15 protein-coding genes and 2 tRNA genes are annotated in these 17,043 nt (G+C 59.2%); 15 read left to right on the top strand and 2 right to left on the bottom strand.

From position 1 onward, the window contains the following. Positions 1-129: 129 nt before the first annotated feature. On the top strand, positions 130-1,290 hold the full coding sequence (locus IBT47_RS10300) for a phage late control D family protein (RefSeq protein ID WP_200560367.1): 1,161 nt from the start codon (positions 130-132) through the stop codon (positions 1,288-1,290). Between the two features lie 43 nt (positions 1,291-1,333). After that, positions 1,334-1,579, top strand: coding sequence for an ogr/Delta-like zinc finger family protein (locus IBT47_RS10295; RefSeq protein ID WP_200560366.1), 246 nt, complete (start codon positions 1,334-1,336; stop codon positions 1,577-1,579). Positions 1,580-1,767: 188 nt separating this feature from the next. Here the strand turns inward: IBT47_RS10295 and IBT47_RS10290 are convergent. Both IBT47_RS10290 and IBT47_RS10285 read right to left on the bottom strand, forming a co-directional pair. Further along, positions 1,768-1,853: transfer RNA gene (locus IBT47_RS10290), tRNA-Leu, on the bottom strand. Positions 1,854-1,866: 13 nt separating this feature from the next. Next, positions 1,867-1,940 (bottom strand) — tRNA-Cys (locus tag IBT47_RS10285). A gap of 691 nt (positions 1,941-2,631) precedes the next feature. On the opposite strand from IBT47_RS10285, the gene IBT47_RS10280 reads away from it, so the two are divergent. The 13 genes from IBT47_RS10280 (at position 2,632) to IBT47_RS10215 (ending at position 16,604) form a co-directional block, all read left to right on the top strand. Next, positions 2,632-3,531 carry a LysR family transcriptional regulator gene (locus tag IBT47_RS10280; protein ID WP_200560365.1) on the top strand — a complete coding sequence of 300 codons (900 nt, stop codon included), beginning with the start codon at positions 2,632-2,634 and terminating at the stop codon, positions 3,529-3,531. A gap of 480 nt (positions 3,532-4,011) precedes the next feature. Further along, positions 4,012-4,224 carry an AlpA family transcriptional regulator gene (locus tag IBT47_RS10275; protein ID WP_012248278.1) on the top strand — a complete coding sequence of 71 codons (213 nt, stop codon included), beginning with the start codon at positions 4,012-4,014 and terminating at the stop codon, positions 4,222-4,224. 37 nt (positions 4,225-4,261) lie between these two features. Beyond that, positions 4,262-5,125 (top strand): ParA family protein, encoded by an 864-nt coding sequence (locus IBT47_RS10270; protein WP_200560364.1) that lies wholly within the window; start codon positions 4,262-4,264, stop codon positions 5,123-5,125. Beyond that, a complete protein-coding gene (locus IBT47_RS10265) occupies positions 5,109-5,366 on the top strand; it encodes a type II toxin-antitoxin system HicA family toxin (RefSeq protein WP_200560363.1) in 258 nt (85 codons plus the stop codon). Before IBT47_RS10270 ends, IBT47_RS10265 begins: the two co-directional genes overlap by 17 nt. Beyond that, positions 5,359-7,065 (top strand): ParB family protein, encoded by a 1,707-nt coding sequence (locus IBT47_RS10260; protein ID WP_200560362.1) that lies wholly within the window; start codon positions 5,359-5,361, stop codon positions 7,063-7,065. The genes IBT47_RS10265 and IBT47_RS10260 overlap by 8 nt, the downstream gene beginning before the upstream one ends. Positions 7,066-7,076: 11 nt before the next feature. Then, positions 7,077-7,637 (top strand): DUF2857 domain-containing protein, encoded by a 561-nt coding sequence (locus IBT47_RS10255; protein WP_200560361.1) that lies wholly within the window; start codon positions 7,077-7,079, stop codon positions 7,635-7,637. A gap of 2 nt (positions 7,638-7,639) precedes the next feature. After that, positions 7,640-8,830, top strand: coding sequence for an STY4528 family pathogenicity island replication protein (locus IBT47_RS10250; protein ID WP_200560360.1), 1,191 nt, complete (start codon positions 7,640-7,642; stop codon positions 8,828-8,830). A gap of 503 nt (positions 8,831-9,333) precedes the next feature. Next, on the top strand, positions 9,334-10,155 hold the full coding sequence (locus IBT47_RS10245) for a PFL_4669 family integrating conjugative element protein (RefSeq protein WP_200560359.1): 822 nt from the start codon (positions 9,334-9,336) through the stop codon (positions 10,153-10,155). Next, positions 10,152-10,682 (top strand): DUF3158 family protein, encoded by a 531-nt coding sequence (locus tag IBT47_RS10240; protein WP_200560358.1) that lies wholly within the window; start codon positions 10,152-10,154, stop codon positions 10,680-10,682. The genes IBT47_RS10245 and IBT47_RS10240 overlap by 4 nt, the downstream gene beginning before the upstream one ends. A gap of 255 nt (positions 10,683-10,937) precedes the next feature. Then, on the top strand, positions 10,938-11,240 hold the full coding sequence (locus IBT47_RS10230; RefSeq protein ID WP_200560493.1) for a site-specific DNA-methyltransferase: 303 nt from the start codon (positions 10,938-10,940) through the stop codon (positions 11,238-11,240). A gap of 44 nt (positions 11,241-11,284) precedes the next feature. Then, positions 11,285-11,680 carry a single-stranded DNA-binding protein gene (locus IBT47_RS10225; protein WP_200560492.1) on the top strand — a complete coding sequence of 132 codons (396 nt, stop codon included), beginning with the start codon at positions 11,285-11,287 and terminating at the stop codon, positions 11,678-11,680. Positions 11,681-11,778: 98 nt separating this feature from the next. After that, the gene (locus tag IBT47_RS10220; protein ID WP_200560357.1) at positions 11,779-14,205 is read left to right on the top strand and encodes an ATP-binding protein; all 2,427 of its coding nucleotides are present in this window, start codon (positions 11,779-11,781) and stop codon (positions 14,203-14,205) included. Between the two features lie 374 nt (positions 14,206-14,579). Further along, positions 14,580-16,604: a DNA topoisomerase III gene (locus IBT47_RS10215; RefSeq protein WP_200560356.1), complete on the top strand. Its 2,025-nt coding sequence runs from the start codon at positions 14,580-14,582 to the stop codon at positions 16,602-16,604. Positions 16,605-17,043 lie beyond the last annotated feature (439 nt).

The raw sequence follows: 17,043 nt of genomic DNA, 5'->3' as shown, positions 1-17,043 counted from the left end.
AGTTCGGGAGTGATGTTCGCTGAATTAAGCGCCCTGCACACGCCCTGCCTGCTCTCACCGTTCGCCGACAACAACGGGCGGTTTCCGCCATCGCGCGCGCATGAAAACATCAGCGCCGGAGGAACGAAAATGGCACTGACTACAGACACGATCGACAAGGCAAAAACACTGCTGGATGATGGCCTGAAAAACCTGAAAGAGTACCAGTCCAGCCTTTCACGGGTACCGGCTTTCAGCGTCATGATGGGCGGCAAGGCGCTGACGCAGCTGGACCCGCGCATCATCTCCCTGGAACTAACCGACAACCGCGGATTTGAAGCCGATGAATTGGCTATTTCGATTGATGATACTGATGGCAACCTCCAGTTACCCCCGCGCGGTGCCGAACTTTCCCTGTCGCTTGGCTGGGATGGCGAACCACTGGTTTACAAAGGGGTTTACACCGTTGACGAGGTGGCTTATTCAGGGCCGCCGGACAGGATCGATATCACCGCCCGCAGCGCTGATTTTCGGGATGAATTTAACGTCAAACGTGAGGTGTCATGGCATGACGTGACGGTTGAGCGCATCGTGTCTGCTATCGCCAGGCGCTACAAGCTGACGCCGGTGATTTCAGAACAGCTGATGAAAGCGGAAATCGACCACGCCGACCAGACGCAGGAAAGCGACATGTCATTTCTGACGCGCATGGCGGAGCTGTTAGGGGCCATCGCTACGGTGAAGAACGGATCGTTGCTGTTTATCCTGCCCGGCGGTGGCGTCAGTGCCAGCGGCATTGCCCTGCCGCAGTTTGCCCTTACCCGTTCCAGTGGTGACCGGCATTCGTTTCGCATCGCGGACAGGGATGCTTACACCGGTGTACAGGCAAACTGGCTGGATCTGGATTACGGCAAAAAGAAAACAGTCACAGTTAAGAAGCGCGCGACAAAGCCTAAACCGGAGAAACCCGCAAAAAGCAGCAGCCGTGAGGGGGATTATATTGCCGGTGAAGACGGGAATTTATTTGTGCTGCGCTCAACGTACAGCAACGAGACAGCAGCTCGTCGCGCAGCTGCCGCAAAGTGGCAGCAGCTTAAACGCGGTGCCGCAGAGTTTTCGCTTACCCTGTCCGAGGGCCGTGCTGATCTGTACCCGGAAATGCACGGCACCGTGTCAGGCTTTAAAACCGATATTGATAATCAGGACTGGGTACTATCGCGCGTGAGCCACACGATTGATGACGGCGGATTTAAAACCCGACTGGAACTGGAAGCAAAAATACCGGAGTGGATTGCAGAAACGACAGCATAGCGGCCATAATAACAGCGAGTTCAACTCCCATGAGGGAGCCATCATGTTTATTTGCCCTTTCTGCGGCGCTAACGCCCGCACCATTACCAGCCGTCGTCTTAGTGAACTGACAATACGCCAGTATCATCAGTGCAGAAATTTAGAATGCAGCGAAGCCTTTACGACGCTAAACAGCGTAGAAAAGACGCTGACCAGGCGAACTCGCCGCGAACCCTTACCACCCGATTTTATCCCCAACGATTTTCCGTCAGTGCATTATGGGCGTGATCAACTGAATCTTGCTTTGTAAAAAAGCCCAGCCCCGCCATGTGCGGGGTTTATTTTAGGGTGAGTGCTAAAACAGCATCGCCAACCCATCGCCATTCCATCGCCACTGCCAAAATACGGACGAAAAAAAACCGCCTCACCGGCGGTAGTAAAGTAGCTACACAGCATTATAATACTTTGATTGTAAAGTGCTTTTCGACATTACTTATTTGGTGCCCGGAGTGGGACTTGAACCCACACAGCCATAAGCCGAGGGATTTTAAATCCCTTGTGTCTACCGATTTCACCATCCGGGCCTGGATGTAAGATTGGAGGCGCGTCCCGGAGTCGAACCGAGGTAGACGGATTTGCAATCCGTAGCATGGCCACTCTGCCAACGCGCCTTTATTCTTTTTTGCCTTCAGAGAAATTCTCTGCTGACTTAAACTGGAGCGGGAAACGGGACTAGAACCTTGTCCGTAACTCTTTGATTGAAAAAGAGTTTTCGTTTTCCCCGCAACAGGAATGGACATGATTATGGACTTATTCTTTCGCGATGGCAAGTGTTGTGCCAACTTTTTTTTCTACCGTAGGCTGCTGACGTCCATCAACATCTGGTGTTCCCCTCAGCCTTCAGCACCAATCAGGGGTGACCATGCCAGGAACGCCTAGCACGAGCTACGCTCATACTACCAGCCCGGTTCGATATCAACCGGGCAGAGCACAAGCCAGGCAAGCGCCCGCCCGCCCGCAAAACCGCGCTTCTGAACGCGACGCGTGGCCCGTCCAAGACAGGCCGTTTGCACGAGCCTTGCCGTTCGTGGGCACCAGATCAGTGGTCGACTGGTGACCGCGCATGCACGTGAACTTTCGCCTCGTGGCAACGACGATCAACCGTCGTACGATCACCCCATGAGGCAGGCCGATTCGTTGGTCCTACGTGCAGGCATGAGCAACGATCGGGCGTCAATGATGGAAGCACCCAAGCATGGGAGACCTTCACGACATGGTGTTCTTTCCGGATCGTTTTCAAGCTCGAAAGAGTGTTCTGTCCGCTGCCGGAGAAGCATTCCAACAACCAAAGGAAGATACACCATGAGGATACGACACCTGCACTATTTTCTGATCGTCGCCGAAGAGCAGAGCTTCACTCGCGCTGCAGCAAGGGTCCACATCGAACCTTCGCCGCTGTCGCGCGCCATCAAGGAGTTGGAGACCCAGCTTGGCGTCAGGCTTCTCGACCGCGCCAAAGGGCGGATACGACTGACATGGCCTGGAGAGGTTTTCCGTGAAGAGGCGCGCCGTATGCTCGCGTTCATGGACAACGCCCAGACACGCGTTAACTCAGCCTCACAGGGTTATCGCGGCAGACTGCGAATAGGCCTGGCTGATAGCCTCGCCCAACCGCGTCTCACACAATTGCTCGCCCGCTGCCGTGAGGAAGAGCCTCGTACCGAGATCCGGATTGCCGAGATGACGGTCAACGAGATGCTCCAGGCCCTTCGTCATGATCAGATTGACGTTGGCTTCACGGTAGACGGCGAAGCCACCGATGGATGCGTGAAGGAGATGGTCTGGGCCGAGCGCCCTGCGATTGCCATACCTACCCACCATCCGTTGCTCTCCTTCGATAAGGTCCCCCTTGGAGAAGCCTTCCGCTATCCCTTAATTCTTTGCCATCCAGAACGATGCGCAGGTGGACATAATGTCATTCGTCGCTGGTTTAATGATGGCGCATTGCCCTCACCGTCTGTTGCAGAGTATGTTTCAGGTCACGAACCGATGATCATGCTAGTCGCAGCGGGATACGGCATTGGGATAGGACTGGAGTCGCAGATTGCGCTTTACAGCCACCCGGATGTCATCATCAGACCGGTTGCGGATGATGTTCCCAACACAGCGACGTTCATTGTTGTACCCGAGAAGCCCGCGTCCAAGGAACTGGAGCGCTTCGTAAAGCGTGCGCAGGAAATTGGCCGAAGCGGCATCAGCTGATGTTCAGGACCGCACCGTAAGGCATGGCACCATCAATGGCGTCATGCTTTTTTTGTCCGCTATCGGACCAAAAAAGTCACTTCCGTCTGTAGCAGAAAGCCAGGAGCAAGACAGGCTCATGACATAAGCCAAGTCATTTCAGCGGCTCAAGCGCAGAACCGATATGTCAATACCGGCCTAGACATTTTGTCGGACTTTTTTGGTCGACCCCAAGACGAAAAACCCCAGAACTCCCCTGCAAATTAAATAAGCAGAGTGACATCCGCTGTCCTTCCCCTTTATCGCGCTGCCACATTTCAGAATATTGGCATTTCCAGGGATCGAGTTGGCGGCGATGAGTTCTGAAATATCACCAGGTTAATTACAACCCATGAATGCGGTGGTCAGCACGATCCTATTGTTTGATGTGTTCTGACGGTGACGCTCTTCTAATGCGGTTCAGACCCAAGAAGATCCACCGAGCATCAAGGAGTGACCATCATGTTTCAACAGAACCCCGCTCCGGCACCGGAGCGGCGCATACTGCGCCGTGCAGAGGTTGAGGCAAAGACGGGCTTCAAACGCGCCCACATCTACAGCCTCATGAAAGAGGGCAAGTTTCCCAAGGCCATGCGACTTGGCGTTCGCGCCGTGGGCTGGGACTCCGCCGAGATCGACCAATGGATCACCGACCGCCTTAAAGAGCGCGTCTGACCCTGCTCCCCATTTCCTTAACGAAGAGGAGCAAGTCATGCAGGTGATTTCAGTCATCTCTACCAAAGGCGGCGTTGGCAAGACGACGATCGCCGCAAACCTCGGCGGCTTCATCGCCGACGCGGGACTGCGGGTGCTGCTTCTCGATCTCGACATACAGCCCACACTCTCGTCGTACTATGAACTGGCCGACCGCGCACCCGGTGGCGTCTATGAGCTGCTGGCGTTCAATGTGCGCGACATTTCGCAGTTGGCCTCGCGCACGGCGATCGAGCGCATGGACATCATTCTGTCCAACGACCAGCACCGGCAATTGAACACGCTTCTGTTACATGCCCCTGATGGCCGATTACGGTTGCGAAACCTCTTGCCGGCGTTCGAGTCGCACTACGACCTGATTTTGATCGACACTCAGGGCTCCCGCAGCGTGCTTCTCGAAATGGCGGTACTGGCATCCGGGTCTGCTGTTTCGCCGGTCACGCCTGAAATCCTTGCCGCTCGCGAAATGCGGCGTGGCACCGTCCAACTCATCCAGGATATCGGCCCGTATCGCCATCTAGGCATTGAGCCACCTCCCTTGCAGTTGCTAATCAACCGGGTGCCAGCCGTATCATCCAATGCCCGCCTGATCCGGCAAACAATGCGGATGATCTTCCGTGAGCAGACTGGCGTCCAGGTTCTGGAGACCGAAGTCCCCGCGATAGAAGCATTTCCGCGTGCGGCAACGCAGAGCCTTCCGGCTCACCGTGTCGAGCATCGGCGCCCGACAGGCAGGCTCGCCCCTGCCGCACTCGACATCATCCGCTCCCTGGCCATCGAGTTATGCCCGCAATGGCGTGAGCGTTTTAACCTGGTCACCGGCAAGATCGGGAGGAGGCATTCTCATGTCGAACGCCCATGAGCTTGCGCGAGGCCACAAGCAACTCCTGCCTCTTATTGAATTTGCATTGAGCGAAGGCTGGGCCGTTTCGCGCACGTCGGGCGGCCACCTCAAATTCATCAAGCCGGGATTGCCGCCGATATTCACGAGCTCGACAGCCAGCGATCACCGCGCCGGGCGCAACGCCCGTGCCATGTTGCGCCGCGCGAACCGCCAGAGCACCGAAACACGTCCTGATGGAAAGGAGACCGGCCATGGCTGATATCTCCGAACAGGAAATGGCTGCGAAGCTGATGAGCGATGGCTTCGGCCGCTCAGGCCCGGTGGCCGGCGCATTGACCGATCCGGTCGCGGATACCCCGATGGTCGTAACGCTTGATGAGCTGCGTCCGTACGAGCTTGATCCGCGTCTTACCCGCAACCCGCTCTATGACGAAATCAAGGCCTCGATCCGCGAACGCGGCCTGGACGCACCACCGCCAATCACCCGCAGGCCTGGCTCAGCCCACTACATCATTCGCAATGGAGGCAACACCCGGCTGGCCATACTGCGTGAGTTGTGGACCGAGACCAGGGATGAACGTTTCTTCCGTATCGGTTGCCTGTTCCGCCCCTGGCCTGAGCGCGGCGAGATTGTCGCCCTGACCGGGCACCTCGCAGAGAACGAATTGCATGGCAGTCTTTCGTTCATCGAGCGCGCACTTGGCGTCGAAAAAGTTCGCGAACTCTACGAGCAGGAAGATGGCAAGTCGCTGTCGCAATCGGAGCTTGCCCGACGCCTCAAGGCCGACGGCTATCCTGTTCCACAGCCCCATATCAGCCGCATGCAGGAGGCCATCCAATACCTGCTGCCGGCGATTCCGAACGTCCTCTACGGAGGGCTGGGTCGCCATCAGGTCGAGCAACTGACCGGCTTGCGCCGGGCCGGCGCCAGAATCTGGGAGGCACGCGCCGCGACCAAACAGGTGGATGTTGATTTCGCCACGCTGTTCCAGGACGTTCTTGCCGTCTTCGATGGGACGCCCGGCAGCTTCAACATCCAGCGCGTTCAGGACGAACTCATCGGCCAGATGGCCGACCTGCTCGGTGTGGTGTATGACACGCTCGCTCTCGAAATCGTCGACTCCGAGAAGCGCTGGCAAGTTCTGACCAGTGAACCCGCCGCGGCACCGCCGGCCGCGCCTACCGTGGCGACATCGCCGCAGGCCGCGCCCGCACCCCCGGCGCCACCGCCGCGTGAAGCGCCAGTCGCGGCAACAGCGTCCAGCCTGCAGACGAAGCCATCCTCGACGCAGCCTTCCACATCGGACGATCAGCCGGAAGATGAAAGCCAGCGGTCTGCGTTGCTCCAGGAGCACATCGTCTCACCTGCTCCAACGACTGACCGCCTCCAATCGATCCAGCGCCTGATTGCCGATCACACTGGCGAGGCGCACAACGACTTTGAAAGCAACGTCCTTCAGGCTATCCCCGTGCAGGTCGGCGGCCTGTATCCGATCTCGGATGTATGGCACATCGATCCCGGCCTGGACGAACCCGACCGTTTGCGTACTCATATTGCGCAGTTCGCACTGGAAATTGCCAGTGAAGCTGGCGTGGGAGACCATATCGTCCCGTCCGATGACGGCATCGGTTTCTCATGCGCGGCACATGTCGAGCGCACGGGCACTGCCGACGCGCTGGCGCTTCCCGGTGCAACCCTGACGCTGCTGCACGTTCTGAGCGCGCCTTATCTGTCGGCCAGCGCCTCCCCGGCGCGTATCGACACTTCGCGCCTGGCAGGAGATTTGGCCGTCCTGCTGGTGGGAATGGCACAGCGGGCTACTCCTTCTCGGGGCCAGTCCTATGTTCTGACCGACAACGGCCTGGTGAAACTCTTCCGGCTGATGCGGCTCTCTCGGCGACTGCTGGAGATTGAGGCAGGCACCATGGATGGCGATAGCGCCATGCCAGGGTCATGAGGGGAGGCGCCATGTCGAATCCTCATCCTCTCAATCAGGCAGTGATCGCGCAGGCGCTCCACGATTTGCGCAACGGTCAGTTGCGTCGCGCCAAGTCCATGGGATTTGAGGACGCGGATCTCGATGCACTCAAACATCCCGCATTGGCCAGCGTGCTGGCCAATGCGCTGGTCTCCTGGTGCTGCGTAACGGTCAATCGAGACGTCGTGCAACGTTTGCTGCATCAGGCCGAGGACGTAAGCCAGGAAGTGGTCAGGATCGACCGGTTGCTGCGCCTGGGCGCCAGCACGGAACTGATCAGCAAGTTCTTCGGCCTGACCCACCAGGAGATCGCCTTGCGCCGCAGTATCATTGGCCTGCCGAAGCGCAAGGGGCGTCACCCTGTCCTGACAGAAGAGCAGGATTGTGATCTATGGAACCGCTGGTCTGAAACCGTCAAAGAGCGCGGTGTGGCGCTGACCAACGAAACGGCGATGCTCGACATTGCCGCAGACCTTGCCGAAAGCATGAATTTGCCCATCTCAGTCATCTGGAGCGCCATCGGCAGGTGGATCGATGAAGGGCTGGTTTGAGCATGGACCGCTCACGCCGTTCAAGCGGTCCCGTATCGCTGGGCGACCTGTTCGAACAGGCGTTTCAACGAATTCAGGCTCAGCAACCGCCGCCAACACCGGCCCAATCAGCCCCGCCTCACCAGACTGACGGCTTCATTTTCAGCGGTAATCGCCATGACTCCGTGCCTCGCGCTCTACTCACGGACAATCGCCTTACGCCGCTGGAACGCAACGCCTGGCAAGTGTTCCGATTGTTGCTCAACGACGACGGCATCTCGGCTCTGCCGACCTACGACCAACTCGCCCCCTGGCTGGCCTCGATGCCATGCGCCACCCGAGCCTCGCATGAAACCGTAGCGCGTGCGCTGACTTTGCTACGCCTCACACGCTGGATAAGCCTGGTACGACGCCGGCGTGACCCCAGGACAGGGCGCATCCAGGGCAACCTTTATGTCCTGCATGACGAGCCACTCACTCCCTACGAAGCCATTCAGCTCGACGCCGATTATCTGGGGCTGGTCAGCCAGTCACTGGCACATGCCAGCAAATCCATCCAGCGCGTCGGCGTCCACACGCTCAAGGAAATGAACGATGACCCGATGCTCAGCGGCAGGGAACTGCCGAGCCGGCTGCAGGTGATATCGCAGCGTCTGGCAGCACAAGGATGGACGAAGTCCGCGACTTATACACAGCCTGTGGATAATTATGATTCCGAAGACGGAGAAAACGGCCTTCTTCGGAATCGTGACAAACCTTCTTCGGAATCCGAAGTGGGCGAAAAAACCCGGGAAACCGGCTCACTTCGTATTCCGAAGACCGATAGTACAGTACATAAAGAAAAAGAAATAAAAGAAGTACGTACAGTACCGCGCGGGCCAGGCATGCTTCGCCTTCCCGATCGCTTCATGTCGCTAAAGGCAGAACAGCAGTCGGGCGCATTGGCCGCGTTGCAGCCGATTGATCCCGACCTGCATCAGGCCGTTCTCGATGAGTGGGATGCCCGCTGCCGAGCAAGCAACGTGCGCAATCCGGCCGGTTACCTGTTTGGCATTATCCAGAAAGCCATGCGCGGTGAGTTCCGTGCCTGGGCTGGACAGAGGACGCCGCCCGATAGAACGACCCCACCGCCCCAGGAACCACGGCAACCTGTAGATCCTGAAGTCGCTCAGGCTCATATCGCCCGGCTGCGCTCGATGCTTCGCTTGCGGTAGAGCTTGCCTCTATCGACGAATAGTCGTGGCGATGTCTGGCAATTCACCGCTATCGAGCATGACGAGAGATTCCATACAGTTCCATAGTCGCCTATACCCCGGGTATAGCGAAACATGAGGCCTTCCAGCCACGGGGCACCAAGCGCTTATCGTGGTTGACGGGCTGAGCGTCCACCGAGAGCCATGGACGCCTATACCCGGGGTATAGCGCAACACACAGCCTTCCGGCCCTGGATAGCTATGCGCTGGCCCAACAGGGAATTCGAGTGTCCACCGAAGGCCATGGGCGCCTATACCACTGGTATAGAAGAACAGGCTGCCTTCCCGATCCGGGTAGATTTCGTGAACCTCGCTCCCACGAATAGATTCCCGGGTTTTGATGCCGAGGCAGCCGTCCCGCCGTTTGCTCACAAACAGGCGCTGCTCCGGTGCGGTTTGATGACTGACGGCCTTCCGGCCAATGGCGATGCTGACCTCTCGTTCCACTATCGGGAGTCGTCAACATGGCCAACGAAACAGAATCTCTGCAATTGAACCTGGGTTCCCTGCGCAGCGCGATGTCGCTGACGCTGCACACCCATCATGCCTCGCGCATCTGGCACGGGCGTACTCCATCCGAAGGCAAGCCCGGCATCATCGGCCTCAACGGCTTTGTCGCCATCATGAACAAGCTGAAGCGCGGCGCTGAGCAGGACGATCCCTATTCGGACTGGTGGATGCTGCGCATCGAAGACAAGCTCAGCACGACCAAGGAGCAGCTTCAGACCCTGCGCGAGCAGGTGGACCAGGCGCTCGCCGACATCCCGCAGGCGCTCAGCCTTGGTGAAAACCTCAATGTCCAGCCGGTCAAGTTGCCGCTGTTCGTTTCCTCCCAGCTCGGCTTCATGGCCGTGTACCTCCTGGCCGACTATGACGATCTTGCCCGGCGTTTGATCCTGGCGCATCACACGGCCCTCATCGACCGCAGCACGCTCGAACGCTGGCTGGGCGAAGGCGCGCATTCCTTGCGCAGTCTGTTCAGCCTGGCGCAGCAGTATCGCTACTCCGGCACGAAGCGCGACGACTTCGCAGCCAACAACGCCGCTGCACGTGCAGCCGTGGAGAAATATGGCGAGTTGCCGCAGGACGTGCTCGAAGGCGAACGTCGCTCCCGCTTCGCGCCGCCGCTTATCCGGCGTTCACCACTGGCCTCTGCGACCAGCCGGTCCGGAACATCGGCTGTCGTGCCGGCCAGTGACGCCGACCAGACTGCGCCAGCCGATTCCGACGAAGAAGCCGAGGGTGAAGCATCCGCGTCTTCGGACGAAGAGGATGCATCAGCATGAACGCGCCAAGCCGCTTCGAGGCGCTGGAACAGGCGGACTTCCAGAAGCTGGAACACGCTGCCTACCTAAAAGGCCTTTTAAGACCCTTTAAAGGTAATGGGGAGCTTGCGACCTGGGCCAGCCAGTGCGAAGCGCTGCGGGACGACCTGATTGGACTGGCGCAGCGTAAGGTGCTGGCGCAGGCCCGCAGCCATCCCTTCAACCTGCTACCCGTTCAACTGGCCCAGCAGACCACTGGCGCAGGGACAACCTTTCTTCGCTGGCGCAACCTCGACCGTTCCAGCATGGGCGTGGCGCTGTGGGAAGGACTGATTGCCAGCCCCTCCACACCGATCGGCCTCATTGACGACCTCCTTGCGCTGGAACAGCAGCGCATCGTGCTGAACATGCAGATCAGCCTGTGCCACACCATTGCCCGGCTGGGGATGGAATGCGCCAGCAAGGTGGTTTCGGCGCAGGCAGTTCACCAACGCCGGGCCGTCGGCGGGACCGGGACTGGCCCATCGAATGGCGGGTCTTCGTCATGAGCAGGCCCGTCAATGATGTGGGTCGCTGGCTCGATCGCTCCCATGCTGGCGATTGCCGCCAGTTGTTGGAACGGATGTACCAGGACGGCGTACAAGTGCAGATGTGCGTGACCAGCCCTCCGTACTTCGGCCTGCGCAGCTACCTGCCCGCAGGACATCCGGACAAGCGCCTGGAGATCGGACGGCAGATCACCGTTCGGCAATACATCCGCGACCTGGTTGACGTGTTCCGCGCGGTGCGCCAGCTGCTAGCCGATGACGGCACGTTGTGGGTCGGCATCGGGGTGCGGCAGCCTGCACAAGATCGGCGCGCGCAGCAACCGCAACAGGCGGGATGTCTGGACCATCGCGAGCAAGCCATTCCGCCGGGGCCATTTCGCTGTGTTCCCCGACACCCTCGTGACGCCGTGCATTCTCGCCAGCTCCCGCGCTGGCGACACAGTACTCGATCCATTCATGGGCAGTGGCACGACCGCCGTGGCAGCACTACGCCTGCAACGGCATTTCATCGGCTGCGAATTGAACCGGTCGTTCATCGACCTACAACGCCTGCACTGATGCCCATCGGTTCAGGTATTTCTCACCAGCGAGGAGTTTTGACTATGAGCACGCACTACTACGGCGAAGGCAATATCGGTTCTGTGCCGGAATATCGGGAGTTTCCAAACGGGAACGACGAACCGCGCAGGCTGCTGCGCCTGAATGTCTACTTCGACAACCCGGTGCCCACCAAGGATGGTTTCGAGGATCGCGGCGGCTTTTGGGCCCCCGTGGAAATCTGGCACCGCGACGCCGAGCACTGGAAGGGCCTGTACCAGAAGGGCATGCGCGTTCTGGTCGAAGGACGCGCCGTTCGCGACGAGTGGGAGGATGCGGAAGAGAACGAGCGCGTCACCTTCAAGATCGAGGCGCGGCGGATCGGCATCCTTCCCTATCGGGTCGAATCGGTCGTGCTGGGGACGAAGCCTGCGTCATCCGAGACCAACGAAAGCCCGTAACCTTCACTCGTGGCGACACCCGGCGAGTGGATGGCTCCCCATTGCTCGTCGGGTTGTGTTAGCCGGAATTTTGGCCGATGTTGCAGGAGGGCCTACCTATGCGACTACCATTCGAACTTGATCCCCAAATCATCCACCACATCATCTACAGCCAGGCCGGCTCCATCGGCAAAGCCATCATCGAATTGCTGATGAACTCGGTAGATGCGAAGGCCGGCACCGTGTTTCTTTCTCTGAGCCACACGGGCTTCACCTGCAGCGACGACGGACAGGGCTTTGTCAGCAGGGAGGACGTCGTTCGCTACTTCGGTCGTTTCGGCACTCCGCACGATGAAGGCGATGCGACCTACGGGCGGTTCCGGCTCGGCCGCGGCCAGATCATGGCCCATGCGACGACTGTCTGGCGTTCCAACGCATGGATGATGACCGTCGACACTCGTGCCATGGGTTATCACTATGATCTCGACGAAATCCAGGATGCCGTGCAGGGATGCTCGATCTCAGGTTACTGGTACGAGGCGCTGAGCGATGCCGAGCTGATGTCCGCCATTCAGGAGATTCGGGATCTGGTACGTTACACGCCCATCAGCGTCGAGTTGAATGGTCACAGGATTGCCCGTGATCCTCGCACCGAACATTGGGATGCGGAGGACGAATTCGCATGGTATCGCGTGAAAGCGGATGGTGCCGTCTCTATCTATAACCAGGGTGTACTCGTGCGGCACGATCCTGCTCACATGTGGGGTGCTGGCGGACTTGTCGTTTCCAAGAAGGCGATTGCTCTGAACGTCTCCCGCACGGAGATCCTGCGCAAGACCTGTCCGGTGTGGAAGTCGATTGCCAGTCAGTTCGGTCGGATGGCTGACCAGATGGCTTCCCGGCTTGGCGACCATCGCAAGACCGAGGCTCGGCGTGAGAAGTCCGCGCGGGCGCTGCTCTCATGCGATGCGAATATCGTTCAGATTTATTCAAGGGAGGAAGTCGTCACTCTTCTGCCTGGCAAGAGGCACGTGTCACTGGAGGATTTTCTCCGCAAATGCCGATACAGCCACAACAAGCGGCAGGATGGCAGATTCGCTGTAGTGGAGGACGCCTTCGACGTACCGAAGGGTGAGGCAATTGCCCGCGAGGGCATCGCCTTGATCGTACATCCCGACACACTCGACCGCTTCGGCTGCTACAACGCTCAGGATTTCGTTGACTGCATCATTCGGATCAATGCCAATCTGCGTCATGATGTCGAGCAAAACGGCACGCATTTCTGGGGTTTGAACAGTCTCTACGTGCCTGATCTGGTCGCGTTCTCAACGCTGCGGGATGCATTCATCGAGCGAACCCGTATCGTGACCGAGAAAGACGCGCTCGATCGCGAAACGCGGCGTGCGTGGGTCGCCCTGCGCTGGTGTCTGCATCACTACGCGGCTTTGTGCACTGGCGGACGCCTCACGTATGGCGGTCAGGTGCATGGCGGCAAATCACTTCACATCTTTCTCGGCGAGTCCAACAGAGCCGAGGCATGGACGGACGGCAGTAGCTATATCGCGATCCATCTCACCATCGCGCAACGTCTCAAATCCTCCCCACTCCAAACTGCAGCTTACATCTTTACCCTTGTCGAGCATGAGATCTCCCATGAAGGAGATAGCCTCGATTGCGGCCATGATGAAGCGTTCTATCAGCGTTTCCACGACTTGGCATTGCGTCATATCGAGCAGCGTCAACGCTACATGCACATGTGGCTGATGAAATACACCATGAGCATGGAGGGCGAAGGCAAACGGGCCCGCGGTGAGGCCTGGCGTGAACGCTATCTGGTTGATCGGGCAGGCAGCGGTCGCACAAAGCGCGGTCTTGCTCCAGCGATCGAAGATGTGCGCGATGATCCCGTGGTTCTCGGCGTTGTTCCCGACGAAAACGAGAATATCATCAACTACCAGAACATGCTCTTCATCAACGCAGGCATTTGCCCTGCCCCTACTGACTGGGCTGATGTTCTGGTGCGTGCTCAAGCCGACCAGAACCTTATCGTGGAAGACCTTCGTGTTGCTTCTGAACAGCGCGCTGCTGAGTTGAGCCAGGCTGTTGAGGACGGTGCCGCCTGGTGGGCTGAGATCGAGCAATCCGAGCACGATGAGATCGCGGCCGAGACTACCGCGCGCCAACGCTTCGCAACGTTGTTCAATGTGCCACCGGCAGAGGTGCACGTCGAAGCGCTGTACTATCTGATGCTTGAGGACTTTGATGACGACCAGCTCCATGCCATGTGGCTGGAAAAGCCCTGGGAGGCTGACGATGCCCCTCCTTCCGATGACGGCGACTTTGGTGACTACAGGGATGAAAACTTCGATCCGGGCATTGAATGTTCAGATGGCTCGCTTACCGAGTCGACAGCGCACTTATCCGCAGACCTACAGCCTCTGATTCATCCCGGCGAGACCACCTGGACGCTGGAGCGCAATGCGGCGGCGGCGGGATTCTTCCGCGTAGATGATTACCTGAAGTGGCGTTCGGAGACGGATGTCTAAGTTGCATTCGGTCTGTATCAGTTCCCCGGTCGGACGTCCACGGTGAACGTGATGTCTGCCGCTTGAGGGCGGCTGTAGCAGAGAACAGACGCCCTCTATGCGCCAATGCCGTGCATGACTCGTGTGATTCATGGCCTGCACCTGAATCACGCTTTCAATTGTCCTCTGTGTTCCACTGAGTTCCACGCGCGCACCGATGGCGAAGCCTCCGTACATCGTTCTTCTCCGACGACCGTTACGCACTGCCGCAACGATGCTCCGGGCGTGCAAAAAGCCGGTCAGCATGTAGTCCACCTTGTTTGCTGCCTGCCGCTGATCTCCCCGGCATTCTGGTGCTCATTCAACGATCACCATGCCATTTCCGGGGAGGCTGCATGCGACTGTATCTGTGCGAGAAGCCTTCGCAAGGTAAGGACATCGCCCGAGTGCTGGGCGCCAGGCAGCGTGGTAACGGCTGCTACAACGGACCCGGTATCGTCGTGACCTGGTGCATCGGCCATCTGGTCGAAGCGGCGCCACCGGAAGCTTACGGGGAGCAGTACAAGCGCTGGTCCATCGAACAGCTTCCGATTCTTCCAGAGCGCTGGCGCAACGAGGTGAAGTCCTCAACTGCCACGCAATTCAAAGCGGTCAAACAGCTGATCGGACAAGCCACCGAACTGGTGATTGCAACCGACGCAGACCGTGAGGGCGAGATGATCGCCCGCGAGATCATCGACCTGTGCGGCTACCGTGGCTCCATTCAGCGGCTCTGGTTGTCGGCGCTCAACGATGCGTCCATCCGTAAGGCGCTGGATGCCCTGAAGCCGTCGAGCGAGACATTGCCGATGTACTACTCGGCGCTCGCCCGTTCGCGCGCGGACTGGCTGATCGGCATGAACCTCAGCCGCCTGTTCACCGTTCTCGGTCGGCAGGCCGGCTATCAGGGCGTGCTGTCGGTCGGCCGTGTGCAGACCCCGACGCTGAAGCTGGTTGTCGACCGCGATCGCGAGATTGCGCGTTTTGTTTCCGTGCCGTTCTGGGCTGTCGAAGTGCAGTTGTCCCATTCGGGCCAGTCATTCTCCGCCAGTTGGGTGCCACCCGAAGGTGCCAGCGATGAGGCTGGAAGATGCCTGCAACAATCCGTGGCATTGCATGCGGCAGATCAGATACGCGATGGCCGTGAGGCGCTGGTGCAATCGGTGGAAACCGAGCGCGTGCGCGAAGCACCGCCACTGCCGTTCGATCTCGGCACGCTGCAGGAAACGTGCTCCAGGCAGTTCGGCCTCGACGTCCAGGAAACGCTGGACATTGCCCAGGCCTTATACGAGACGCACAAGGCGACGACCTATCCGCGCAGCGACTCCGGCTATCTTCCGGAAAGCATGTTTGCCGAAGTGCCGGCAGTGCTCGACGCCATTGTTGCCACCGATCCGAGCCTGCGCCCGCTGATCGACCGGCTCGACCGCAATCAGCGTTCACGCGCCTGGAACGACGCGAAAGTGACGGCGCACCACGGCATCATCCCGACGCTGGAGCCCAGCAATCTTTCGGCAATGTCGGAGAAGGAACGGGCGGTGTATGGACTGATCCGTGCGCACTTCATTGCGCAGTTCATGCCCCACCACGAGTTCGATCGGACGGTCGCGCGATTGTCGGCGAACGGCCAATCGCTGCAGGCGAATGGCAAACAGGTGATCGTTCCGGGCTGGCGGCTCGCGCTGATCAACAGCGAACCCGAGACACAAGACGGCAAGGACGACGAACCCGCTCAGCGGAGCCAGATCCTGCCGCCTCTGAGCAACGGCACCCGCTGCGGTGTCGAACAGGTCGAGTTGAAGGCGCTGAAAACGATGCCGCCCAAGCCCTATACCCAAGGCGAATTGATCAAGGCCATGAAAGGCGTCGCCAAACTGGTGACCGACCCGCGGCTGAAGCAGAAACTCAAGGAGACGACGGGCATCGGCACCGAAGCCACGCGCGCCAGCATCATCAACGGCTTGCTCGGCCGGAGCTATCTGGTCAAGAAAGGCCGTTCCATTCGCGCTTCGGATGCCGCGTTCACGCTCATTGACGCTGTGCCGTCCGCCATTGCCGACCCGGGTACGACCGCTGTGTGGGAGCAGGCCCTGGACATGATTGAAGCTGGCCAGCTGACGCTGGACACGTTCATCGAAAAACAATCCATCTGGATCACGCAGTTGGTCCGGCAATACGGAAGAACCAGCTTGTCCATCAAGGTTCCCGAGGGGCCGGCCTGTCCTGTGTGCGGCGCCGCGACCCGGCAGCGCACCGGCAAGACCGGCGTCTTCTGGTCATGTAGCCGCTACCCCGACTGCAAGGGCACCGTGGCGATCGAATCGTCCGGTGGAAAGCGCCCGCCCGCCCGCAAGCGGCGCGCGCCCCGCAAGACTTCCTGACGTCAGACACGTCCTGCCCATACCGCGATTTCCAGCGGTTGTCAGGCATTGCCCCGCCAACGGCGGGGTATCCCGAGCATGTCTCCGCCTTCTGCAAAGGCATGTTCCCCTCCAGCGGTTCGTGTCGCCGGGAGGGGTGAAGGTGTTTTCCTGCCCGGTTGCGTAAACGCAGCCTGTTGATCAGCGATTTCTGCATCCGATCCGAAGGGTCTCCTGGCGCCTTGGATGCGAGGCGCCAGGAGACCCTTCGGGGACGACGGTGTTCGATTCCGGTGCCCGCCGGTGAAACAACGGGTTCCTTTTGTGCGCGGATGTGCGCCCAGAGATGCCGGCCCCAGCCACGAAACGGGTCGGGTGCGACCGCTGACACAGCGACAGGCTCATGACGACGGCCAGGTCCCTGCGACAGCCCACAGGTGGTTTCCTTTTCAGTCGCTGG

Origin of the sequence: Erwinia sp. S43, assembly GCF_016624745.1 — a bacterium.
Lineage (GTDB): Bacteria > Pseudomonadota > Gammaproteobacteria > Enterobacterales > Enterobacteriaceae > Erwinia > Erwinia coffeiphila.
This window is presented reverse-complemented; position numbering and strand designations above follow the sequence as displayed.

Excerpts from the sequence above, each read along its gene's own strand:
- IBT47_RS10240 (WP_200560358.1), top strand. The coding sequence starts at position 10,152 with ATGAACGCGCCAAGCCGCTTCGAGGCGCTGGAACAGGCGGACTTCCAG.
- IBT47_RS10280 (WP_200560365.1), top strand. The coding sequence starts at position 2,632 with ATGAGGATACGACACCTGCACTATTTTCTGATCGTCGCCGAAGAGCAG.
- IBT47_RS10250 (WP_200560360.1), top strand. The coding sequence starts at position 7,640 with ATGGACCGCTCACGCCGTTCAAGCGGTCCCGTATCGCTGGGCGACCTG.
- IBT47_RS10215 (WP_200560356.1), top strand. The coding sequence starts at position 14,580 with ATGCGACTGTATCTGTGCGAGAAGCCTTCGCAAGGTAAGGACATCGCC.
- IBT47_RS10255 (WP_200560361.1), top strand. The coding sequence starts at position 7,077 with ATGTCGAATCCTCATCCTCTCAATCAGGCAGTGATCGCGCAGGCGCTC.
- IBT47_RS10300 (WP_200560367.1), top strand. The coding sequence starts at position 130 with ATGGCACTGACTACAGACACGATCGACAAGGCAAAAACACTGCTGGAT.
- IBT47_RS10245 (WP_200560359.1), top strand. The coding sequence starts at position 9,334 with ATGGCCAACGAAACAGAATCTCTGCAATTGAACCTGGGTTCCCTGCGC.
- IBT47_RS10275 (WP_012248278.1), top strand. The coding sequence starts at position 4,012 with ATGTTTCAACAGAACCCCGCTCCGGCACCGGAGCGGCGCATACTGCGC.
- IBT47_RS10295 (WP_200560366.1), top strand. The coding sequence starts at position 1,334 with ATGTTTATTTGCCCTTTCTGCGGCGCTAACGCCCGCACCATTACCAGC.
- IBT47_RS10220 (WP_200560357.1), top strand. The coding sequence starts at position 11,779 with ATGCGACTACCATTCGAACTTGATCCCCAAATCATCCACCACATCATC.
- IBT47_RS10230 (WP_200560493.1), top strand. The coding sequence starts at position 10,938 with ATGACGGCACGTTGTGGGTCGGCATCGGGGTGCGGCAGCCTGCACAAG.
- IBT47_RS10260 (WP_200560362.1), top strand. The coding sequence starts at position 5,359 with ATGGCTGATATCTCCGAACAGGAAATGGCTGCGAAGCTGATGAGCGAT.
- IBT47_RS10265 (WP_200560363.1), top strand. The coding sequence starts at position 5,109 with ATGTCGAACGCCCATGAGCTTGCGCGAGGCCACAAGCAACTCCTGCCT.
- IBT47_RS10270 (WP_200560364.1), top strand. The coding sequence starts at position 4,262 with ATGCAGGTGATTTCAGTCATCTCTACCAAAGGCGGCGTTGGCAAGACG.
- IBT47_RS10225 (WP_200560492.1), top strand. The coding sequence starts at position 11,285 with ATGAGCACGCACTACTACGGCGAAGGCAATATCGGTTCTGTGCCGGAA.